Raw genomic sequence first — 245 nt, forward strand, 5'->3', positions numbered from 1 at the left:
ATCCGCGAGGTAGTCCTCGGGATTGACGCCGTTGGCCTCGCAGGTGGCCACCAGTGCATAGAGGCCAGCGAGGTTTTCCCCCGCGGCCTCGTGGCCGACAAAGAGAAAGTTTTTACGGCCCAGGGCAGCGCCCCGTTCATTCTGCCGTAGGCATCTCGGAAGTTGCCCAGGTCCACTACCGATGGCACCCCTTGGTGGGCCAGCAGGTGCCCGTCCTGTACCGCGAACTCCGCCGAGGGGAGCGG

1 pseudogene is annotated in these 245 nt (G+C 65.3%); it reads right to left on the minus strand.

Going from position 1 to position 245, the window contains the following annotated elements:
- Positions 1-245, minus strand: a pseudogene (locus D7X30_RS43965) (hypothetical protein); the annotation flags it as partial.

It is taken from the genome of Corallococcus sp. AB011P (assembly GCF_003611605.1).
Lineage (GTDB): Bacteria > Myxococcota > Myxococcia > Myxococcales > Myxococcaceae > Corallococcus > Corallococcus coralloides.